Source organism: Prevotella sp. 10(H) (assembly GCF_000711235.1).
Taxonomy (GTDB): domain Bacteria; phylum Bacteroidota; class Bacteroidia; order Bacteroidales; family Dysgonomonadaceae; genus Dysgonomonas.
In genome coordinates, this window is sequence record NZ_JOMI01000002.1 from 87945 (window position 1) to 109137 (window position 21193).

The following is a 21193-nucleotide window of genomic DNA, read 5'->3' on the forward strand; positions in this document are numbered from 1 at the left end:
TAAAGGCCGGAAAATCTTTTTCCGGCTTTTCTATTTAGAATAATGAAAGCAAAAGATTATCGATAGCCTTAGTTATCTGGCTGCGCGACCCTGTAAACTTATTTACCATGACAGTGAATGCGTATTTTTTCTCTCCACTGATATAATATCCTGCGAAGCATTGCACACCGAGAATGCTTCCGCTTTTCATCCATATTTTCCCGTCCAGCCTTGTTCCTTTCAACCGGTTGCGTACAGTTCCGTCCTTGCCTGCCCGCGGCAACGATTCGAGGAAGCTGTCTGAATACTTGCTTTTTGTCTGCATATATACGAGCAAGTCGCACATAAATGCAGGGCTTACGGCATTTGAGGGTGCCAGTCCACTACCATCAAACATTACAAGTGCTTTTGTATCCAGCCCCCTGAATTTCCACAATTCTTCCGTTTTGTCTATTCCGGCATTTAGAGGGGATGAGTAAATATCCGCTTTTTTTGTCCGGCCTATAGTTCTGATAAGATGTTCTGCATAATGGTTGTTACTCTTCACATTCGTCTCTTTTATAATGTCGCTCAATGGAAATGAATAGTGTGTATAGAAGATGCTTTCTTTATATGGCTCTTTTACTTTACGGTACATCTGCTCATTATACTTATCATAAGCGGTTCCGATTTTTCCCGTTAAAAACCCTTTCTCCTTAAGTTGCTGTGCTACTGTCTGTCCTAACAGCAATCCCGGATTAGGGATATCGCCTTTTATGCTGAAACCGGACCGTCCTCCGGGAATGTTTCCGGTTATCAATCTATCTGTGGATAAAGGCTGCCCGTGAATATATGCATTATCCTGACCTGTACTGTTAAGGGTCAGTGTGTTGCGAAATGTAATATTTACTTCGGGTTCGGTTCTTATTATTTCGGGGCAGGTATCACGGCGTGTTGTATTGAAAAAAAGCTTATAAGTATTATCGTACAGACTGATACCATAGTTTGCCGCAGCGTAATAACTGCCCATATCCTGATATATCCACCGTTGTGAAACGCCCTCATATCCGAAATAATCGTCGATAACAGTGATATCGATTTTTTTAGTCGAATCGAATTTTTGCTTTATCTGGTCTGTCCACAGGGATAGGAAAGCATTCGGTGTATTATCAAGATGTTCGGTTCCTAATGTAGGGTCTCCGTATCCGTGGATAAAAAGCCTTTGGGGATTATCCCTGTCTATGGCCAGTGTTGTAGGATATTTATAATCGGGGCCGAGTACTTCCAGGGCCGTTGCGGTAGTTACCACTTTGAGTATAGATGCGGGAGTATACGATTTATCGGCATTGTGTCCTGCAAGTTGGTTGCCCGATAAGTCTTTTACGCAGATGCCGACAGATGCATGCTTCAACCCGGCATTATTGAGAAAAGTCTGTATGCCTGCCTGTTTTACCTGAGCGTTAACTATATAGGGGGTTAGAATCAAGAACGTTAATAAAAAGCGCTGCATTACTTTCATCTTGCTACAATTCTTATAGAAAATCGAAAAAATAAAATATCTTTGTAAAGATAATAATTTCAAACGGCATCTACATATATGGCAATGGGACAACCATTCGAAAAACCTTTCACTTTCGACCGTACTATCCGCTTGGTGATAAGTGTGCTGGCTCTGGGAGCCGGACTTTATTTCCTCTATGTGCTGAAAGATGTATTACTTCCGTTTCTTATTGCATGGCTTCTGGCTTATATGCTCAATCCGTTGGTGCGCTTTTATAAAAGAAAACTTAGTCTGCCGCATTCCATAGCAGTGATACTCACTTTGCTCTCTGTGGCGGCTGTAATGACTTTATTGGGGTTCATACTGGTTCCGCTTATTCAAAATGAAATATGGCAGATAAATAACCTTATAGCCAACTATGAGTTTTCTTCCATAAGTAAGGACGGTATTCCGCTGAGTCTGGCTGATGTGCTCGGCAGGTATGTGAATTATAGAGAATTGCAGGAAAGTTTATCGAAAGAAAACCTTGTAGAGATTATTCAATATGTAAGTCCGGCGGTGGAATCGTTATTTTCAAGTACTATCTCTTTCTTATTAGGACTTACGGTCATTTTTATTGTGATACTTTATCTGATATTCATTTTGCTCGATTATGACAAAATAAATGAACTCTGGCGCTACCTTATCCCTCCGAAATACCGCCCGGTGGTAGGCCGTATCACATTGGATGTAGAAGGTAGTATGAATAAGTATTTCCGTCATCAGGCATTTATCTGCTGTATTCTTGCGGTGTTGTATGCCACAGGTTTTCAGATTATAGGACTGCCTATGGCTATACTTTTCGGAATAGTAGTCGGGCTGGTGCATATGATACCTTATCTTCAGGTAATCACTTTTCCACCTGCCATACTGCTTTGCTGGCTCAGGGCATCGCAGACCGACGACAGTTTTTGGGTCATGCTGGGGCTGACAGCGTTGATATATGTAATTGTGCAATGTATAATGGATTTATTCCTTGTGCCAAAGATTATGGGTAAGGCAATGGGACTAAATCCTGCGATTATTCTCCTTTCACTATCCGTTTGGGGTTCGTTACTAGGTATTGTGGGTATGATCATTGCTATTCCGCTTACTACACTTTTATTATCATATTATAAAGAATTTATCGCTTCTGCAGAAAGAATGCAGGCGGCCGAAGAGGCGCAGGCGAAGATTCCGTTTGATGAGAGTTGAGGAATTTTTTGTACCTTTACACCTCATTTTTAGAAAACAGAAATATTAAAATACAATGCAACTAACAGCTAAACTGATTCAGGTACTTCCCGTGCAAACAGGTATGGGTAAAAATGGAGAATGGAGAAAACAAAGTGTAATACTGGAAACAGACGGGATGTATCCTAAAAAAGTCTGCATGACTTTCTGGGGAGATAAAATTAACGAATCCGTACTTCAGATAGGCAATATCCTCGACGTATCTTTCGATATTGAAAGCCGCGAATACAACGGCAACTGGTATACCGACCTGCGCGCATGGAAAGTAGAGCCTGCAGGCACAAGCGCTCCTGCCCCTCAGGCGGGTTACGGACAAGCCGGGCAACCTGCTCCGTCGGCGCCTCCCGTAGATTTCAGCAGTGACAGCGGCGACGACCTTCCGTTTTGATAATCAGATTTATCATGTAAATGTTTGTGTGTCAAAAAATAAGTTTTATCTTTGCACCTCATTTAATTAATTAAATATTAACTATGTATTTAGATTCAGCTAAAAAGCAGGAAATCTTCGCAAAACACGGAAAGTCTAACACTGATACTGGCTCACCTGAGGCTCAGATAGCATTGTTTTCCTACCGTATTTCGCATTTGACTGAACACTTGAAGTCAAATAAGAAAGATTATAACACAGAAAGATCATTGAGACGCCTTGTGGGTAAACGTCGTCGTTTGCTCGATTACCTTATCGATAACGATATCGAAAGATACCGTGCTATCATCAAGGAATTAGGCATCAGAAAGTAATCTTTCGGGAAAAAGAATTATTAAGGGATTGTTTCAGCAGGAACAATCTCTTTTTTTGTTTTATCTTTATGCACATTCATTTTATTAGCGGATATGGATAAACTGACTTTGATAAAAGTAGGCGGTAAGATTGTAGAAGAAGAGCAATCGCTGAAAAAATTACTTGAAGACTTTTCACAGGTAAAAGGCAATAAAATACTTGTTCACGGCGGCGGCCGTTCGGCTACAAAGCTGGCGGAACGCCTCGGTATCGAAAGCCGTATGGTAAACGGACGCCGTATTACCGACAAAGATACATTACAGATAGTGACCATGGTCTATGGCGGTCTGGTAAATAAGAATATAGTAGCCGGACTTCAGGCATTGGGAGTGAATGCGCTTGGACTTACAGGAGCGGATATGAACCTTATGCGTTCGGATAAAAGGCCGGTAAAAGATATAAATTACGGCTTTGTAGGTGATGTGGCAGAAGTTAATATAGAAATATTATCCTCGCTTATAGCACAGGGGGTAGTTCCTGTTCTTGCCCCGTTGACTCATGATAAAAAAGGCAATATATTGAATACAAATGCCGATACTATTGCCGGAGAAACGGCCAAGGCATTGGCAAAAGTATTTGACGTCAGCCTTGTATACTGCTTCGAAAAGAAAGGAGTACTCATGAATGAGAATGACGATGATAGTGTAATACCTTCCCTGACCGAGGCAGAATTTAAGGACTTGGTACAAAAAGGAGTGATTCAGGGAGGAATGATTCCGAAATTGGAGAATACCTTTGCTGCAATTGAATCAGGCGTAAAAGAAGTGATTATTACACGGGCGGATAAAATTAACACAGATTCCGGTACTCATATCGGACGTTTATAAACCATATTTCTCTCATTTTTTTTAAAACTGGCTGTGAATACCGAAAAAAGGGTCTATATTTGCCGCCGGTTAATTTATTTTTAATTTAAAAAAACAATTATGAAGAGATTTTTTAGCACAAACGCACTTGTCCTTATTCTATTAATGTTATCTGCAAATCTTAGCGCACAGGATAAACCGCTTACGTTCGGAGTAAAAGCAGGGGTTAATCTTTCCAATTTTACAGGAAAAGGAGCGAAAGGCACGGATTCCAGAGTTGGCTTTAATGCGGGCGTTACCTTAGACTACCAGTTTACACAGGAATTATACTTGCTTACCGGATTGGAATTCACGATGAAGGGATCACAGTTTGAATTACTATCGATAGAAGGTGAATATAGCGGCAAGTTGAAAGAAAATCCTATGTATCTTCAGATACCGATTCACCTAGGTTATAAATTAGCTGTCACTGATGCTACGAAGATTGTATTTCATGCCGGACCATATATCGCCTATGGTATTGGGGGAAAGACTAAATTAAGTAATCAGGAAAAGTTCGAATATGACGGGCTGGAGTTTAACTCATCTAATTTATTTGGAAAAGACCGGTATAAAAGATTTGATATGGGTCTTGGTCTTGGTGTCGGTGCAGAATTCGGTAAAATCTGTGCAGACCTAGGCTTTGATTATGGTTTTCTTAATATGTCGAGACATAGCGATTATAAAGTAAGAAATATGAATGCTTATCTTACTTTGGGATATAAATTTTGATTTGTAAATGGAAGAAATAGAAAGTGCCCGATTTTCGGGCACTTTTTTTGTGTCTTTAGTTCATTCGTTCTGATAATTTATTGATAGATAATATAATGTATATTGATATTCAAATTTGTTTGCAATTTGTAATTAAATTGAGAAAAAGAATATATATTTGTCGCTAGCTATTTTAGTTATTAACCTAAAAAAAATGTTTATGAAGACGACATTTAAATCGTGTTTGGTAATTATTACTTTATTACTTTTCGTAACCAGTGCCAATGCACAGGACAAACCCCTTACTTTTGGTGTAAAGGCAGGTATGAATCTTTCTAATTTTAGTGGAGATGGAGCCGACGGCATGGATGCAAAGATTGGTTTTAATGTGGGAGTTACGGTAGACTATCAGTTGACACAAGAGTTATATTTACTCACCGGATTGGAATTTACCATGAAGGGTGGAAAGGATAAAGGAACTCTTTCTCTACCGGGTTACGATTATACATATACAGGCGAAGAAAAAGATAACCCTATGTATCTGCAGATACCGATTCACCTAGGTTATAAATTGGCTGTGGCAGATGCTACGAATATAGTCTTTCATGCCGGTCCTTATATTGCATATGGTGTAGGCGGAAAATCTAAAATCAAGGGATCATATGCTTCTGCAGGTGAAAATGCATATGTTGATACTGATATCGATTTCTTTGGTAAAGACAGGGCAAAGAAATTTGATATGGGACTTGGTCTTGGTGCTACTGTAGAATTTGGTAAAATTGGCGTAGGCTTAGGCTATGATTTTGGATTGCTAAATATGTCAAGAAGCAGTGAACTTAAAGTAAGAAATATGAATGCTTATCTTACTTTGGGATATAAATTCTAAATCTGCTATATATAAAATATGAAATGTCCGGAAATTTCCGGGCATTTTTTTTGCATATTTACTCCATTCGTTCTGATAATTTATTGATAGATAGTATAATGTATATTGATATTCAAATTTGTTTGCAATTTGCAATTAAATTAAGAAAAAGAATATATATTTGTCGCTAGCTATTTTAGTTATTAACCTAAAAAAATGTTTATGAAAACGACATTTAAATCATGTTTGGTAATTATTACTTTATTACTTTTCGTAACCAGTGCCAATGCACAAGACAAACCCCTTACTTTTGGTGTAAAGGCTGGTATGAATCTTTCTAATTTTAGTGGAGATCTGAGTGGAGATGCAAAAATTGGTTTTAATGTAGGCCTTACAATGGATTATTCTCTTGCACAGGATATATATTTGATGACGGAATTGAAATATTCGCTTGAAGGATCAAAAGATGACGGAACTAAGATAAATATGTCATATCTCAAATTGCCTGTACATATAGGATACAAGCTTGCTATTACTGATAATACAAGGATTGTCTTTCAGGGAGGGCCTTATATTGGATATGCTCTTAGCGGGAAGTACAAAGCGGGCCCTATAAGTGTGGATGCTTTTGATCAGGATTTGGCCGATGTTGTAGGATATAAGATGAAGAGGTTCGATTTTGGTTTGGGTCTCGGTGTCGGTGCAGAGTTTGATAAGATATGCGTAGGCCTTGGATATGATTTCGGTCTTATAAACGTATTAGACGTACAAGACAAATCGGCTATCGGGGAACTTACGGGAATTTCCGACCCAAGCGGAAAAAATATGAATGGTTATCTGACGGTAGGCTACAAATTTTAAATCTTAATTTAAATAAGAATATAAAATGCCCGGGAATCTCTCGGGCATTTTTTTATATTACTCTTAAATCTTTATCTATATTATTTTTAGCCATTAGCCATTAGCCATTAGCCATTAGCCATTAGCCATTAGCCGATAGCTTATAGCTTATAGCTATTTTAATTGACAGTTGACAGTGGGCAGTTGGCAGCGTTCCTGCTTTATCTTGAAGTCGTCTTGACTTTTTTAAAATGTAGTAAAAAATAAGGAAGCGTTAATTTTGTAATCGCTAAAAAACAATAAAAACACTTCCTATGTACAAAGTACTGAACAAAGATATAATAGAAGATGAGATATTACCTTATCCAGTTCTGACATTGATGGAAGCCATACTCCTGCCTTAAGAGAAAGGGGATATGTTGGTTATCAGGTGCTAAAAAGCAGAGAGACCACCCATACTTTGTATTTTGTGGATCATCAAGGTATTCCTTTAGCTATTTCCAATCCTAGGTAATCATCATGACTTATACAATATCGAATGCACATTGAATGAGTTATTTGCGACATTGACTTCGACTAATAAAGCTAGATGGATTATTTATTAATGCAGATTCGGGCTTTGACTCAAAAGAATTTCGTAACACCTGTTCTGTTAAAGAAAAATGGTAAAACCAAAAAGTCAAGATGACTTCATGTATTACTAATAAAGGACGAAGTGCTATAGAATGTAAAATTTCGTCAAATAATTATCATATTTTTGATAAATGAACTACTCCAGAATCGTAAAATTGAAATTGCTGAATTTTGCTTCTCCGTCTCCATACACAAATATTCCGGGGAGTAAGCTTAAGAAATCGGATAAAGTATTGTGGTTATATCCTGATATCTCATCTCCCCAATCCTCTTTATTCCAGTTGATACCGTCCTGGCTGAAATATCCGGTAATTACGTTATTGTCATTTTTCAACTTAAACCACATTTTATTGCCGTTTTTGTGAGAGCTGCTGCCGTTACCTCCACCCCGGCGCCACCCATATCTGGATTCTTTATCGAAGCCGTTTCCTACATAAAATTTAGCGTTATAATAAAGAATTAATCCCGCAGTGGCATTTCCTGTTAGTTCAATATGGGTGCTAAATTCATAACCACGGGTACCTGCTACAAACATCAAAGGAGCAGATTCTGCCGGATTTGTCCCCTGTGCTTTCATAGTTAATACACCATTATTTACCTGGGTACGCTGAGCATCGTAATTCTTAAAATATTTCCAGTCCAATCCTATTCTGAATTGATTTAGTGAAACCCTTCTGTCGTCTTCTTTTTGGGAAACGATCGGTTTACGGATCGGCGATTCAATTCTGGTTCCTAAAGGTGCTTTTAGCCAACCGTCAGTTGTGATTTCGACAGGTTCGAGCAATGTTTGCCTTCCTAAATTGGTGAACTGGTTTTCATAAGCATGATAGAATATCCACCATTTTCCGTCAGGAGTATCGATTAGTGAACCATGTCCCTTCGACCACCATCTTTCGTTATTATTATAAGTGTGAATAAGAGGATTCCCGGGATCGTTTTTCCATGGCCCGTTAATGGATTTTGAACGGGCAACTACTACCATGTGGCTTGTCGGAGGCCCTGCAGTTCCCCCTTGTGCATTTAAGTAATAATAGTAATCTCCTATTTTTTTTATCTTCGGGCCTTCGAGGTGGAATCCTTCGGTAACCCAATCTTCGGGGTATTGCCATCCATTGTAAACCTTTTCGAATGTTTCCGGTATTATCGAAAGTCCGTCATCTGCTAATTTAACACGGTTTCCGGCACTTAAAAACAGCCATCTGCTTCCGTCCTCGCCAGTAGCCGGGCAAGGATCTATATTGCCTATCTTCAGATCGATGGGCTCACTCCATGGTCCATACGGAGAATCGGACCATACCACAAAATTACTGAATCCGAAGCTTCCGGCGACAGTAAAATAAATGTAAAATTTATCGTTGAACTTGCATATGTCGGGTGCCCATACGGAGCCCAGATAAGTCTGTAATCCATAACTTATAGGTTGCCAGTTTACAAGATCCTTGGAGTGAAAAACTACCAGTCCGGGAACGTACTCAAAAGCCGAATGCGTCATATAATAGTCATCTCCATCCCGCAGAACCGTGGGGTCGGGATAATCACCACCCAAAATGGGGTTGATAAAGGTATTGTTCCCTAAGTCGCCTTGGAGATTTTGTGCGTACGTTGTCGAAGCAAGACTAAAAAGAATAGATATAACTGTCAGAAAAATGATGTTTCTCATTTCCATTTGATTTTATTGAGTAGGTGTAAAATTATAAAATTTTGACAGGAACAAAATTAAAATTATTCTAATTAATGATATTATCCGATCTCATTTTTCGATTAGAAAATTACTTAATTTTAACCATTAAGTCAACTTTTTATCTTGAAGTTGTCTTGAATTTCTGGAAATATAGTAAAAAAAATAGTTCTGTTAAAGAAAAATGGTAAAATCAAAAAGTCAAGATGACTTCATTATCAATTAAATATTGAAATGAGTTACTTTCGTTACTTTTGAACCACATTCTGTTAATAAACATTAAATATATATATTGAATGGAATACTTTGTTTAGTCCCTATTTTTAATAAATTTGTATACATCAAAATATTAAACATAATATGGCAAACAGAATAACATCCTTATTTGGAATAAAGTATCCGGTAATATCGGGCGGTATGGTATGGTGCAGTGGTTGGAAGCTGGCTTCGGCAGTAAGTAATGCAGGTGGGCTCGGTCTTATAGGCGCAGGATCTATGTATCCGGACGTACTTCGCGAGCATATCCAAAAATGTAAAGCTGCTACCGATAAACCTTTCGGCGTGAATGTACCATTGATGTATCCTGATATCGAAACCATTATGGATATCATCATAGCAGAAGGTGTGAAGATTGTATTTACATCGGCCGGAAATCCTAAGTTGTGGACAAAGAAACTGCAGGATAATGGAATCACTGTAGCCCATGTTGTTTCCAGTTCTAAGTTTGCCCTGAAGTGTCAGGAAGCAGGAGTCGATGTCGTAGTTGCCGAAGGATTCGAAGCAGGAGGACATAACGGACGAGAAGAGACTTCTACGATGGTACTTATTCCGCAAGTGAGACAAAGTATACATATCCCGCTTATCGCTGCGGGCGGAATTGGTACAGGAAATGCAATGCTTGCTGCTTTTGCATTAGGTGCCGAAGGAATACAAATGGGTACACGCTTTGCCCTGACGCAGGAAAGTTCGGCATCGCAGGAATTTAAGGAATTATGTATCGGGCTGAAAGAGGGCGATACGATTCTTTCCCTGAAAAAACTCAGCCCTACCCGTCTTATAAAGAACGAGTTTTACAACAATGTACAGGAAGCCGAAGACAGAGGTGCATCGGTAGAGGAAATGCGCGAATTGTTAGGTCGCGGACGTTCCAAAAAAGGGATATTCGAAGGTAATCTTGTAGAGGGAGAACTTGAAATAGGACAGGTAAGTTCATTGATCGATAGTATTCCTACGGCCGAAGAAGTTGTGAATAGTGTAATTACAGAATACAATATCAGATTAGAGGAGATGACCTCGAACAATATGAAGTTCTAAACATTTTATCTATATAGTGATATATCGGCGGATTCTTTCCTGCGGATTAAGTATAACTTGTTTGAGAATATTATGAGATTTAGTATTGCTTTCTTTTTAGTTTGCTTCTGCCTGTTTTTTTCATGTAAAAAAAAGCAGGAGGTACCGGTTTATGATTTCGAACAGATAAAAGAAAAGGGAGAGCTTACAATTATTACTCTCAACAGTTCCACATCATACTTTATCTACAAGGAAGAAGCCATGGGATATGACTATGATCTGGCACAGGATTTCTGCGATCATCACGGACTGAAACTTAATGTTAAAGTTGCAGAGAATACAAGCAAACTGATAGAGATGCTCAAAAGAGGAGAGGGCGACCTGATTGCTTATGCCGTGCCTGTTCAGAACGAACTGAAAGATTCACTTAGATATTCCGGACTTCAGCAGATTACGCGTCAGGTGCTTGTTCAGCAGGCAAATAAAGGTGATACACTGATTCAGGATGTTACCGGACTCATAGGTAAAGATGTCTATGTAGAAGGAGGGACGAAATATCACCAGCGGCTTGTCAATCTCGATTCGGAACTTGGTGGCGGCATTCAAATACATACAGTAAATGAGGACACCATTACCAGCGAAGACCTGATAGAAATGGTTGCTATAGGCAAAATAAAATATACGGTATGCGACGAATATATAGCGAAGCTTAACCGGACTTATTACCGGAATATAGACATCTCTCTGCCAATAAGTTTCGAACAGCGCGCTTCATGGGCGGTACGCAAAGATACCCCCGAACTGGCAAAGGCTCTGGATGAATGGTTTATTGAGAATGATAATACTCCTGTCTATCAAAGTATCATAAAGAAATACTTCGAACTTAGCAAGCAGCCTTTCGACGGGGATTATACTATACCTAAAAACCTGCCTAAAGGTGCGGTATCTCCTTATGATGACCTGTTCAAGAAACATGCAAGCGGTACTAAATACGAATGGCAGTTTCTTGCTGCAATTTGTTATCATGAATCGCGTTTCCAAAATAATCTTACTTCATGGGCAGGCGCTGCAGGTATTATGGGTTTGATGCCTAAGACTGCCGCATCATTAGGCCTGACCAGCGAAGACCGTATGAATCCTGACTTGAGTATCGGCGCTGCCGTGGAATTGCTGGACAGGCTGGATAAGATATTCAGAAAAATTCAGGATATTAAGGAGCGGGAAAAATTTATACTTGCTGCTTATAATGCGGGTAACGGACACATAAATGACGCGCAGGCTCTTGCCGAGAAGTATGGGGCTAACCCTTATGTATGGGAAGGAAATGTACAAAAATATCTGGAACTGAAAAGTAATCCGGAATACTATAACGACCCTGTATGTAAGAGTGGATATTTCAGGGGAGGGGAAACAATGAAGTACGTCACCAGTGTAATCTCTACAATGGAACGCTTCGAGAGGATAAGCGGAAAAAAGTAAGGGCGACCCACTTAAGTAGCCGCCCCTGTTTTCATATAAGTAGAAGATTAATTATTCTCTCTGTTCTCATCATTCCTTTTCTGAGGTTTGTCAGGTCTTGGAGGACGAGGAAGAAGCACTTTGCGCGATAGTTTGAATTTACCTGATTTAGGGTCGATATCGATTAGCTTCACATCTATTTCATCGCCTTCTTTCAGTCCGGCTTTTTCCATATCTTCTATTCTATCCCATGAGATTTCAGATATATGCAGCAAACCGTCCTTGCCCGGAAGGAATTCACAGAATGCACCGTAAGGCATTACCGAACGAACCTTAGCTGTGTATACTTCGCCAACTTCAGGAACGGCTACGATACCTTTAATCTTGGCAACGGCAGCTTCGATAGACTGCCTGTTAGTAGCTGAAACTTCAACGCGTCCGTAACCGTCGATTTCTTCGATAGTGACAGTAGCGCCTGTTTCTTCCTGAATGCCTTGTATGATTTTACCGCCGGGTCCGATAACGGCACCGATGAATTCTTTATTGATGATGATAACCTCGATGCGTGGAGCATTATCTTTCAAGTCAGGACGAGGCTCAGCAAGTGTTTCGAGTATTTTACCCATAATATGAAGGCGTCCTTCTTTTGCCTGATTTAATGCTTTCTCCAGAATCTCGTATGAAAGGCCGTCTACCTTGATATCCATTTGGGTAGCAGTGATACCGTCTTTTGTTCCGGTAACTTTAAAGTCCATATCGCCTAAGTGGTCTTCATCTCCGAGGATATCGGAAAGTACGGCATAATTAGTGCCTTTATTCTCTGAGATAAGTCCCATGGCAATACCTGTTACAGGTTTCTTGATCTGTACCCCAGCATCCATAAGAGCAAGAGTTCCGGCACAAACTGTAGCCATTGAAGATGATCCGTTAGATTCCAATATGTCCGAAACCACGCGGATTACATATGGATAATTTGCAGGGATCATTGGTTTCAATGCACGGTGTGCAAGATTACCATGTCCGATTTCGCGGCGTCCTACACCTCTCGATGGTCTTGCATCTCCTGTAGAGAATGGAGGGAAATTGTAGTGTAATAGGAACCTGTCTTTTCCATTGTTCAGAACGTCGTCGATGATCTTTTCATCCAGTTTGGTACCTAGTGTAACAGTAGTTATAGATTGAGTTTCACCACGGGTAAATACGGCAGAACCGTGTGCTCCCGGAAGATAATCTACTTCACTCCATATAGGGCGGATTTCAGTTGTCGAGCGTCCGTCGAGGCGTTTACCCTCATCCAAGATAGAACGACGCATGGCTTCTTTTTCTACATCGTGATAGTAACGGGAAATCAGAGTAGCTTTTTCTGCCAGTTCTTCTTCGGTTAATCCGGCTTTATATTCGTCTACGATTGCAGCAAAATTATCGCTACGCTCGTGTTTGTTAGTATTGCATGAAGTTGCAACAGCATAGGCTTTGTCGTAACATTTAGCCCATACATCTTTACGTAGTTCTTCGTCGTTTGTTTCGTGGCTATATTCGCGTTTAACTGTTTTGCCAACCGCTTCCATCAATTCTATTTGTGCCTGGCATTGTACCTTGATAGCTTCGTGTGCAAATTTGATAGCATCCAGCATTTCTTCTTCAGAAACCTCTTTGAATTCGCCTTCTACCATCATGATATTATCAAGGGTAGCTCCTACCATAATATCCATATCAGCTTGTTCGAGCTGTTCGAAAGTAGGATTGATAACGAATTGTCCTTCGATACGGGCAACTCTCACTTCCGAAATCGGTCCGTTGAAAGGAACATCCGAAACTGCAAGTGCAGCGGAAGCAGCAAGACCTGCCAATGCATCCGGCATATCTTTACCATCGGATGAAAACAGAATAACATTCACAAAAACTTCAGCATGGTAATCGTCCGGAAACAGAGGACGAAGCGCGCGGTCAATCAAACGGCTGACCAGAATTTCATAATCTGAAGGACGGCCTTCTCTTCTTTGAAAGCCTCCGGGAAAACGGCCGAAAGCGGCAAATTTTTCCTTATAATCCACTGAAAGTGGCATAAAATCAACGTCCGGCTTAGCGTCTTTTGCAGCTGTAATGGTAGCTAACAATACAGTATTACCCATACGTAATTCTACTGCTCCGTCTGCTTGCTTTGCTAATTTTCCGGTTTCAATGGTGATAGTCCTTCCATCACCTAAATCGATACTCTTTGTAATCGGATTCATCATAAATATTTTTTTCTAAACTTCTTAAAATCGGTCAAAGGTACGTAAAGTTTTTGAGAATTAGGGATATGGCAGCCGAAAAGACAAGGTCTCAAACTAAATATATATGATAAAAATTAACAAATCATAAATTTAAGATTGTGCCTGTCGTTTATTACAAAGAACTATAAGCTAAGGGCTAACAGCTACCAGCTAAAATAATATAGATAAAGTTATAATGAATTTATACTATGATTTATGATTTCAGTTTTTCCAGTTGCTCATCAGTGAGATATATGACTTTCTTTCCTCTCATTTTTGCATCACTGACAGCAGATTGCACTTCGTACTCTAAGAATTTGCCACGTGAGTAGTCTTCTATTTCGGATAGTGATACTTCTATTTTTCCGTCTGCATCTTTGACCGGTTTTTTTTCAATAGGTGTGTTATTTAGTATCTCTATCGGTTGTATCGGTTCGGAGATATATTCCGGAATATCGGCAGATGTGTTTTCTTCGATTATTTCAGGTATTTCTGTTTCATGTTCTATTATTATGACCTCTTCCTGAATATCTTCTGATATTTCGTTTTTAGTATCCTGAACAGATGTAATTACATCCATGATGTTAATTGTTGTGGATGTTGTTTCCGGCTCGTATTCTTCTACTTTTACTTCCTCTTCTTTTTGTATATAAGGAGGAGGCACAGGAACATCATTAATGGATATTTCTTTGCCTTCTTCCAATATTGTTTGAAGGATATCTTCTATATCGTCTACTTTATCCCGCTCCAATTCGTAAAGGCTGTCTACGTCATTCTGCCTGTATTGAAGTTGTGGCATTTTCATAAGAAGCTTGTCTTTGTTGAAGCATTCTATTGAAAGGTAAGGTTGGTCGGGTGCAGTAGTTTTCAGATCTATATTGATTTTATAGTCTTTGTTTTCCCTGACCCTGTATTCCAGCAGGTTTTTATACGAGAGCCAGTGGATAGTACCCTTATCTTCAATGAAAATAAATTCCTTCCTGTCGTTGTCGTAACTGAACAGGTAAAACCCTACGGCGCTGTCGATAATTTCATCTTCATCAAATCCTTCACAACTTTTGAGTATCGAACGCAGCCTTTGAGAATATGAACTTTCCCAGTCATTATGCGGAGTAGAGCTTGTCGTTTCTTTCTGGCTTTGCTTTATAAAATAGCTGGCAAGCTTGATAATTATAAATATAACAATGAAATAGCCGAATATGGACATTAGACAGATGTTTTAGTTATGAATATGAACAAACTTACAAAAAAACAGGTAGAAATTAATATCCTATATCACAAAACAATATAAAAGGGAGGCATTTTTACAGAAATGCCTCCCTTTTATATTACTTATATTATTAATTGGTTTTTACGCAACGTACAGATGCTCCTATCGATCGAGGGAATTCACTTTCTAAAATATAATCATAATAAGGATCACCTTCCATAATTTCTTTATTGATAAAGCCTAGTTTGGCACTTGCCTTTGTTGTACTGGCATTAGCTGTCCAATAGAATCCTTGATTTTCGACTGCCCAATTATCTCCCAGTATCCAGAATGAGCCCCCCGGATGTGTAGATACACTCCCTCCTACAGGAGCATGGTTGTAATTTTCCCGCGGTTCTCTCTGTAATCCGAATGGGAAAAATCCGAGTGGTGTAACATTTGGTGGATTGGCATTCAGATTTATCCCGTTTCCTGAAGGATCGGTATTGACAAATGATACATTTGATGCAGCCCATCCCATATCCTCAGAGAGAAATCGTGCAAACGGCGATTTTGTGGAACTGTATGCAGGAACCCGCCAGCCTTTAGGACATGGGTCGAACGCAGACTTGGTTGAAGATCCACCCCATAATTCATTATCTCCGGCTGTCTCATCATCGGCAGGAGTATACCAGTCAAAAGGTGTTATCGGCGTATCTACAGGTCCGTAATAAAAAGTTGTAGGGTTTTTAATCGAATAGCCAAGATTGGAGGCCTTATCGCCGGGTGCTAATGCATGGACGATTCCGCTACTTCCCGGTAAGAAGTTTTCATCTAATTGTTGATTGCTGATATTATACAAAGGACGGTGATCGTATGTCTTAAATGATTTTGCTGCCGTAAACGGATCTTTCCTTCCCCATTGATATAATAATCCCATAATATTGGGATCCGTTTTCTTATCTGTGGTAGCACCTAAGTTACGATCCATAAATACATAATTCCCGTCCGCGTCACCGTTATTATGAGTATATGTGGTTCCGTTAGCATTCTTATCCGGATTATAATCGGTTACCCATATATGCCATGACCATGCCACCGGGTCATAATCAGGATCGCCTGTACTGCCTACATGGACTGCTACCAGTGCATTTCCCGTATATCCGGCATTGGTTTCGACTGAAATAAATGAATATATGCCTTTATCTTCATCATTTAATAATCCTACTTTCTTAATCAGGTTTTGTGTATCCTGCCACAGCAAACTCACTGTAACCTTATCTTTTCTGTTGAGTTCTTCCAGATCTGAACGCGTTTCACTTACTAGATAAGCTTTGGCAACAGGAATGCTGTCGAATTTTTGTCCGACATTTACTATATAGCAGTTTGGGGAATAGAGTAATTCCGGATCGACTGGGGGCCCTGCACATGGTTCAGGCAATCTGATCCACCGGATTCCTTCCCAAACATACAGGCCGGGACATAATTCAACTTCAAGGCTGTCGGTGAGATTATAGACCATCAATCCGATATGCTTTTCTTTATCTCCTGCCTGAAGTTCGGATTTTGGAATGCAAGGATCGAGTTCGAAAGCTGTTAATAGATTTACTCTTGAACTGAGCAGTCCTTTTTTTGAATTTACACCTACGTTATTATCTTCTTTCAAATCGAGAAGGCTTCCCGGATTTGGGGTAAGATCTGCGCCTACCGTAATTTGCGCCTGTGTTATCATGCTAAAGGATGAAAGTATTGCTAAAACGAATAGCAAACCCGGTTTTAAGGATAGTAGTTTCATGTAATTTTAATTAAAGTCGTCTGTGAAATGCAAGTTAGGTATAACTCTTTATTGAAGATTAGCCCTAAACTTCAATTATATGAGTTTTCTATTTGCCTTATTTTATTTTGTCTTTCTATATGTAATTTCAACGCAAATGTAATAATTTTTTTATGAAAAAAGTACATATTTTTAAATATCTTTGTTTTTCATTAAAAGATGTATGCATTCATATTCAGATATTTCCTTTAGAAATCAGGAGAAAGCTTATAAAATAATTGAAAAGACAGGCGTTATCGATGCATGGAAATCGATAGGCGCCGAGATAAATCTTGTGGGTTCTCTTAAGATGGGCTTACTAGTGACACGCAAGGATATAGATTTTCACATCTATACTCCATCAATCGTTATATCAGATAGTTTCAGAGCCATGGCAAAACTGGCGGAAGATAATGATTTCGTCCGTGTTGAATATATAAATGCTATCGATACCGAGGAAAAGTGTATCGAATGGCATGCTTGGTACCGTGATGATGAAAATGAATTGTGGCAGCTTGACATGATTCATATACTTGCAGGGTCGAAGTATGACGGTTATTTTGAACGGATGGCTCAACGGATAAATGAAGTGATAACATCTGAACAACGCAATATCATATTGAAACTGAAATATGAGACGCCCGAATCAGAGAAAATAATCGGCGTAGAATACTACAAGGCAGTTATAAAAGACGGAGTGAAGACTTTTCAGGAATTCAGGGAATGGAGAAAAGATAATCCATCTAACGGAATTATTGAATGGATCCCATAAAAAGGATGCGCAAATCATTATTGATCTGCGCTTTCTCATTATATAATATAAATTTCTTTACCCGTTTACTTTTTTATAATCGGCAAGGAACGTCGCCAGTCCGCTATCGGTGAGAGGATGTTTTAATAATCCTTTTATTGCTGCCAATGGGCAGGTGGCTACATCGGCGCCTACCTCAATACACTGTATAATGTGTTGTGTGCTGCGGATTGAAGCCGCTAATACCTGCGTTTCCATATCGTAGGTAGTATACATATCCACGATTTTACCGACAAGTTCGATTCCATCGCTTGAAATATCATCGAGCCGTCCTACAAATGGCGATACGTATGTGGCTCCTGCTTTGGCAGCCAGAAGTGCCTGACCTACCGAGAATATAAGCGTACAGTTTGTACGGATACCTTTTTTACTGAAGTATTTGATTGCTTTTATTCCCGCATCTATACATGGAACCTTCACAACAATATTTTTGTGGAGGGCGGCCAGTTCTTCTCCTTCGCGGATCATACCGTCGTAATCGGTTGCGATGACTTCCGCACTTACATCGCCATCTACGATTTTACAGATGTCCACATAATGCTTGTGCTGGTTTTCCACTCCTTTGATACCTTCCTTTGCCATCAGCGAAGGGTTAGTCGTTACTCCGTCTAAAACTCCCATGTCATTCGCTTCACGAATCTGGTCTAAATTGGCTGTGTCGATAAAAAACTTCATATTATTTTATTTTAATGGGTTATTATCTGTTCCTCTAAGTTCAGAATATATTTTATTAAAAACAATTCCTGAACACGGATTGTTTTTAATTTATATTATTCAGAGAATTAACAATAAAACAGAAGATTATGAGTCGCCGCACAGAACTTGAAAAAGAAATAGAAATTGCTAAAAAGCGAATGGACGATGCTCCGAAGGACACGCCCGAAGATGTGAAGGAACAATGGATTAAAGAATTGGATAGTTTGTCGGTCGAATTGAATAATTTGTACGATGACAACGAAAACGACTTTCCAAATTAGGTAACTGTATACAATTTAACTCTCTCATAGATAATAAAGAATGGTAATTTTCTTTATTATCACTATCTTTGTGCCTTTTTTAAGGCATATTAGAGAGAAACTATGAATAACAAACCTTTAACACTGGCCATATTATCCATATCGATGATAACCGTAATGGCCAGCGCGGCAGTATCTCCTGCATTAGCGAATATAAGCAATGCTTTTCCGGGGGCGAGCATCAACCTTATCAAGACTGTTTTAACCTTACCTTCCCTTTTTATTATTCCGTTCAGTATAATTTCGGGACATCTCGTTCACAAGTTTGGCAATAAACGGGTATTGATTACGGGTATACTCATTTATCTTTTTGGCGGAGTAGCACCTGTATTTGCCGATTCTATCGCCGAACTTCTTATATTTCGTGCTATTCTAGGATGTGGCTGCGGGCTTATCATGCCGGTATCGCAGGCGCTGATAGCCATAAATTACGAGGGGACGCTGCGGACAAAGATTACGGGCTACTCGGGTGCCGCGTCTTATCTTATGGGTGTGATCGCGTCGTTTGTAGTGGCTCCTGTATCATCGATAGACTGGCATTACAGTTTCTATATTTATCTGATAGCAATTGTTGTTCTTGTGCTGAATATAATATCGTTGCCTGCGGACAAGCCGGAAAGAAATGATGAAGTAAAACACAGCAAAAAATTCCCAGGTGTAGTATGGTGGATTATTGCGGGTATGTTTCTGGTGAATGTAGCCTTCTATGCTGTTCCTGCAAATGTCGCCTTATTTATGAAAGAGCAGCATATCGGTGTGGCACAATCGGCCGGAACGGTAATATCGGCTTTTATGATTTCCGGATTTATTGCAGGAGTTATATTGTCTTATATCCAACGTTTTTTGAAACGTTATACTGTCGTATTCGGGGTAGGGGTGATGGCTTTAGGGTATGTAATTCTGTCCTTGTCATATAATCTTTTCTTTGTAATTGCGGGAGCGGCATTTGTCGGTTTCAGTTTTGGTGTACTGTTCCCGTCCTTTATCATACTGATTACAGGTAAATGTTCTACAAATAGTTGTGTATTGGCCTTATCATTCAGTAGTTGTGCTCAATTTCTAGGTCAATTCGCATCACCTTATATTCTGCAACTGATAAAAACGGTCTTCGGACTGAAATCGTTAAGGAGCGATTTCATTATCCTTGCTGTATGTCTTACAACCGCGACTGTAGCATATGCCGGAATAAAACAGGTAATGAAATATAAGCTTACTCACTGACGCTATTCAAATGATTTGCAGATTTCGATATTAGTCATATCTTTGCATCAACATTAAAACAATTTATGTTTATTAGACCTAAGAATATATTGGTGCTGTAAATAGCCCGTAAATCGTAAAAAATTCCTCTTACTTTTACCGGCTATCCCTTCGTTTTATCCTGAATAATTCTTTTTCGGGATATATTCTATTGTATTTATTAAATAACATTCAGGTTGTCTTACACCGGGGTTTACTATATTCCATGTCATGACATCTTGTATTAAAAATGAACAATCATGAACGAAGAAAAAAAACTAGTTGAGGGTTTCGACTACCAAATGATAATCGATTTTTATAAAATGGTAAGCCGTCAGGGGCCGGGCAGTGCCGAGGTTACAAAAAAAGCACTGGGATTTATCCCTGATTTATCGGATTCATCGAAGATTGCCGACATTGGTTGCGGTACGGGTGGACAGACAATGACCCTTGCCCGTAATACCGGAGGACATATTACAGCTGTCGATCTCGGCAAAGGGTTTATTGATCTGCTAAAAGAAAATGCAGAGAAAGAAGGCTTGGGTAACAGAATTACTACCCTTATCGAATCAATGGATAACCTGCCTTTTTCGGAAAATGGATTTGATCTGATATGGAGTGAAGGCGCTATATATATCATGGGATATGAAAATGGTTTACGCGAATGGAGGAGATTCCTTAAGCAGGGAGGCTATATTGCAGTATCGGAAGTCTCATGGATAACCAAAGAACGTCCGCAGGAAATAGAAGAATTCTGGAACCGTAATTATGCGGATATCAATACTGTTTCCAACAAAATCGAGGTAATGCAAAATGCAGGTTATCTACCTGTCGCTCATTTTATCCAACCGGAGAATTGCTGGCTGGAACACTTTTATGACCTTATGGACGATATAGTGGAGCCGTTTTTACAGAAATATGATTACAATCAGGAAGCGAAGGATTTTGTAGAAAGCCAGATGAGAGAAATCGCTCTGTATAAAAAATATAAGGATTACTACAGTTATGTATTTTATATCGGACAGAAAATATGAA

General features: G+C 39.4%; 19 protein-coding genes. 13 read left to right on the top strand and 6 right to left on the bottom strand.

Annotation, left to right across the window (positions count from 1 at the left end; genetic code table 11):
- Positions 1-34 precede the first annotated feature (34 nt).
- Positions 35-1477 (bottom strand): D-alanyl-D-alanine carboxypeptidase/D-alanyl-D-alanine-endopeptidase, encoded by a 1443-nt coding sequence (dacB, locus tag K348_RS0103790; protein WP_029903092.1) that lies wholly within the window; start codon positions 1475-1477, stop codon positions 35-37.
- A 78-nt stretch (positions 1478-1555) separates the two neighbouring features.
- On the opposite strand from dacB, the gene K348_RS0103795 reads away from it, so the two are divergent.
- The 7 genes from K348_RS0103795 to K348_RS0103825 all read left to right on the top strand — a co-directional run bounded on the left by K348_RS0103795 (position 1556) and on the right by K348_RS0103825 (position 6794).
- Entirely contained in the window at positions 1556-2692 is a 1137-nt protein-coding gene (locus K348_RS0103795) for an AI-2E family transporter (RefSeq protein ID WP_029903094.1), read from the top strand.
- A gap of 55 nt (positions 2693-2747) precedes the next feature.
- On the top strand, positions 2748-3119 hold the full coding sequence (locus tag K348_RS0103800; protein WP_029903096.1) for a DUF3127 domain-containing protein: 372 nt from the start codon (positions 2748-2750) through the stop codon (positions 3117-3119).
- 83 nt (positions 3120-3202) lie between these two features.
- A complete protein-coding gene (rpsO, locus tag K348_RS0103805; protein ID WP_029903098.1) occupies positions 3203-3472 on the top strand; it encodes a 30S ribosomal protein S15 in 270 nt (89 codons plus the stop codon).
- Between the two features lie 93 nt (positions 3473-3565).
- Positions 3566-4339, top strand: a complete 774-nt coding sequence (gene argB, locus K348_RS0103810; RefSeq protein ID WP_029903099.1) for an acetylglutamate kinase — start codon at positions 3566-3568, stop codon at positions 4337-4339.
- Between the two features lie 99 nt (positions 4340-4438).
- Positions 4439-5089 carry a porin family protein gene (locus tag K348_RS0103815; RefSeq protein ID WP_036930179.1) on the top strand — a complete coding sequence of 217 codons (651 nt, stop codon included), beginning with the start codon at positions 4439-4441 and terminating at the stop codon, positions 5087-5089.
- 199 nt (positions 5090-5288) lie between these two features.
- Positions 5289-5954: a porin family protein gene (locus K348_RS0103820; RefSeq protein WP_029903102.1), complete on the top strand. Its 666-nt coding sequence runs from the start codon at positions 5289-5291 to the stop codon at positions 5952-5954.
- Positions 5955-6155: 201 nt separating this feature from the next.
- A complete protein-coding gene (locus tag K348_RS0103825; RefSeq protein ID WP_029903104.1) occupies positions 6156-6794 on the top strand; it encodes a porin family protein in 639 nt (212 codons plus the stop codon).
- Between the two features lie 748 nt (positions 6795-7542).
- Here K348_RS0103825 and K348_RS0103835 read toward each other — a convergent pair.
- A complete protein-coding gene (locus K348_RS0103835) occupies positions 7543-9066 on the bottom strand; it encodes a family 43 glycosylhydrolase (RefSeq protein ID WP_029903105.1) in 1524 nt (507 codons plus the stop codon).
- A gap of 378 nt (positions 9067-9444) precedes the next feature.
- On the opposite strand from K348_RS0103835, the gene K348_RS0103840 reads away from it, so the two are divergent.
- Entirely contained in the window at positions 9445-10398 is a 954-nt protein-coding gene (locus K348_RS0103840) for a nitronate monooxygenase family protein (protein WP_029903106.1), read from the top strand.
- Positions 10399-10470: 72 nt separating this feature from the next.
- On the top strand, positions 10471-11856 hold the full coding sequence (locus K348_RS0103845; protein ID WP_029903108.1) for a transporter substrate-binding domain-containing protein: 1386 nt from the start codon (positions 10471-10473) through the stop codon (positions 11854-11856).
- Between the two features lie 47 nt (positions 11857-11903).
- Here K348_RS0103845 and pnp read toward each other — a convergent pair whose 3' ends face one another.
- The 3 genes from pnp to K348_RS18725 all read right to left on the bottom strand — a co-directional run bounded on the left by pnp (position 11904) and on the right by K348_RS18725 (position 17074).
- A complete protein-coding gene (pnp, locus tag K348_RS0103850) occupies positions 11904-14072 on the bottom strand; it encodes a polyribonucleotide nucleotidyltransferase (RefSeq protein ID WP_029903110.1) in 2169 nt (722 codons plus the stop codon).
- Positions 14073-14304: 232 nt separating this feature from the next.
- A complete protein-coding gene (locus tag K348_RS0103855) occupies positions 14305-15297 on the bottom strand; it encodes a hypothetical protein (protein ID WP_029903112.1) in 993 nt (330 codons plus the stop codon).
- A 133-nt stretch (positions 15298-15430) separates the two neighbouring features.
- A complete protein-coding gene (locus K348_RS18725) occupies positions 15431-17074 on the bottom strand; it encodes a hypothetical protein (protein ID WP_081852507.1) in 1644 nt (547 codons plus the stop codon).
- Between the two features lie 202 nt (positions 17075-17276).
- Here K348_RS18725 and K348_RS0103865 point away from each other — a divergent pair, with 202 nt between their 5' ends.
- Entirely contained in the window at positions 17277-17864 is a 588-nt protein-coding gene (locus tag K348_RS0103865; RefSeq protein WP_029903116.1) for a hypothetical protein, read from the top strand.
- 57 nt (positions 17865-17921) lie between these two features.
- Here K348_RS0103865 and fsa read toward each other — a convergent pair whose 3' ends face one another.
- Positions 17922-18578, bottom strand: a complete 657-nt coding sequence (gene fsa / locus K348_RS0103870; protein WP_029903118.1) for a fructose-6-phosphate aldolase — start codon at positions 18576-18578, stop codon at positions 17922-17924.
- A gap of 128 nt (positions 18579-18706) precedes the next feature.
- Between fsa and K348_RS19275 the strand changes: the two genes are divergently transcribed.
- The 3 genes from K348_RS19275 (at position 18707) to K348_RS0103885 (ending at position 21192) form a co-directional block, all read left to right on the top strand.
- Positions 18707-18880 carry a hypothetical protein gene (locus tag K348_RS19275; RefSeq protein WP_197027629.1) on the top strand — a complete coding sequence of 58 codons (174 nt, stop codon included), beginning with the start codon at positions 18707-18709 and terminating at the stop codon, positions 18878-18880.
- 102 nt (positions 18881-18982) lie between these two features.
- Entirely contained in the window at positions 18983-20140 is a 1158-nt protein-coding gene (locus K348_RS0103880) for an MFS transporter (RefSeq protein WP_029903120.1), read from the top strand.
- Positions 20141-20418: 278 nt separating this feature from the next.
- A complete protein-coding gene (locus tag K348_RS0103885) occupies positions 20419-21192 on the top strand; it encodes a class I SAM-dependent methyltransferase (protein ID WP_029903122.1) in 774 nt (257 codons plus the stop codon).
- Position 21193 lies beyond the last annotated feature (1 nt).